This is a genomic window from Moorena sp. SIO2C4, assembly GCF_010672485.1.
Lineage (GTDB): Bacteria > Cyanobacteriota > Cyanobacteriia > Cyanobacteriales > Coleofasciculaceae > Moorena > Moorena producens.
Genome location: NZ_JAAHGN010001231.1, coordinates 1 through 2042 on the forward strand (window position 1 = coordinate 1; position 2042 = coordinate 2042).

Consider the following 2042-nt stretch of genomic DNA (forward strand, 5'->3'; position numbering starts at 1 on the left):
TTGTCCCTTGATCTTTTGGAGCGGGCAGGATGCCCACTCTACTCCTATTTATTCAAAGATTCAGCAACGCCAGCTTTTGGAACTATGCTCTCCCTGGTTATTGCCGGGAGTTGATTTACTGTTTTTATCAGGGTTTATGAATAAGTTTTAACTGTATTTAGAAGAAGATAGTGGCGGTTGCGATCGCATCCTCTGTTTTGCTTGCGTTTTCCTGCTGTTTTCCTGATGCTCAAAGGCTTAGTTTTGATTCAGGAGACTTATAAGCCAGAGGAAATGGTTGGGCATGTTGAGTATCTGTGAGCATGTCACCTTTGTAATTAGGTACATAGATCCCCCCTAGCCCCCCTTAAAAAAGGGGGGAATTAGATTTAAAAGTCCCCCTTATTAAGGGGGATTTAGGGGGATCTGAACAGGGATTAACAAAATTGACATGCTCCCTTGAGTATCTGTGAGCGGACGCTTTTTAATCAGTGCGGGATGATTGGGATAATACAGACATGAAACCTTGATTGGGTCGATAAGATGCGATCGCAAAAAAGCGATCGCTTTTTTGTAAGCATATGCATGGTAAAGGCTTCGACGCTGTTTTGGCGGGAGCAGGTCAAAGTTGCAGAACATTTGTACTATGTCCCATTAGCGGAAGCAATTACCCATGAGGGGGCTATAGATAATGTACAAATATTCATCCTGGACATGCTCCCCCTATTACCTATTACCTATTACCTATTACCTATTACCTATTACCTATTACCTATTACCTATTACCCAAATTTAGTACAAATGTTCTGCATAAGTGACATGCAAGCGTTTTGGCCTAGCTTGGCTATAGGCCAATGGCTGATACCTGAATGCTTACTTCAAAATTAGCATCTTACCAGAACAATTACCGGATATACCCAATTCTTAATAAATTTTATACTTTTTACTGCTTAAAATACTATCTTATCATACTTAAAATAAAATTGCCGTTTTTTTAACATTAATTAACGAGGTTTTCCAGGCCACGCATTATAGTAGTTTAAGTATCGAATAGGTTAAATTTTTAATAAATTTTAAAATTTATTACTGCTTAAAATACTATCCTATCATACTTAGACTACCCCCCCCGATTTGTTAACATTAATTAACGTTTATTTTGGTGATATTAATGATTATTATTCTAGTAAATTATTTAAGAATAATAATCATGTTAATGCATTAGTTTTTCTTATATATTTATGGAGATCTGAATAAGAAATATATATATATTCGTGGAATCCTCATTTCAGAAAAGATCTGGATCAGCCAAGTCCTTACCCACTCTATATTTCAGCTGATTTAGACAGATAAAATCTGGTCAGTGCTCAAGAGATTTTCAATCACAGTCAATCAAAAAAAAAGTTTTGTGATGCAAAAACTGTGAGATACTAACAAACGGGTGCATAAAACTTGCAACACAAAAGTTTAAACGTTTGATATAACGGTAGCCTTAATGAAATATTTGAGAGCTAATCGCTCCAAGGGCAGTCATGACAATGCCCAGATGGGGAAGCGATTATTCAATGGGGTGATGGCGATCCTACTAACGATCACCTTTACCCTAGTAGGTTTCCTCCCAGTGACTAACCAGGGAATCGCACTTGCCGACACAGAAGGCCAGCCCAACATCCTGGTGATCATGGGAGATGACATTGGTTGGACTAATGTCAGTGCTTATGAAAAGGGCATTGTCGGTTACGACACGCCCAACATCGATCGCATTGCCAATGAGGGCATGCTGTTTACGGACTACTACGCTGAGCAAAGCTGTACCGCCGGTCGGGCAGCTTTTATCACTGGCCAAAGTGGTTTGCGGACTGGCTTGCTGAAAGTCGGTTTCCCAGGAGCACCCTTTGGCATCCAGGATGAAGACCCCACCTTGGCAGAAATGCTGAAGCCCTTGGGTTACACATCGGGGCAGTTTGGCAAAAACCACCTGGGGGATCTCAACCGGTTTCTGCCCACAGTCCATGGCTTTGACGAATTCTTGGGCAACCTCTATCACTTGAATGCAGAAGAAGAGC

Annotated in this window: 3 protein-coding genes; all 3 read left to right on the top strand. The window is 40.5% G+C overall.

Annotated features, from left to right (window positions below; genetic code table 11):
- Nucleotides 1-177: 177 nt before the first annotated feature.
- Entirely contained in the window at nt 178-300 is a 123-nt protein-coding gene (locus F6K20_RS35975; protein WP_287248381.1) for a hypothetical protein, read from the top strand.
- A 222-nt stretch (nt 301-522) separates the two neighbouring features.
- A complete protein-coding gene (locus F6K20_RS35980; protein ID WP_131826963.1) occupies nt 523-867 on the top strand; it encodes a hypothetical protein in 345 nt (114 codons plus the stop codon).
- A gap of 604 nt (nt 868-1471) precedes the next feature.
- On the top strand, nt 1472-2042 hold a 571-nt coding region (locus F6K20_RS35985), incomplete at its 3' end, for a sulfatase-like hydrolase/transferase (protein ID WP_287298018.1).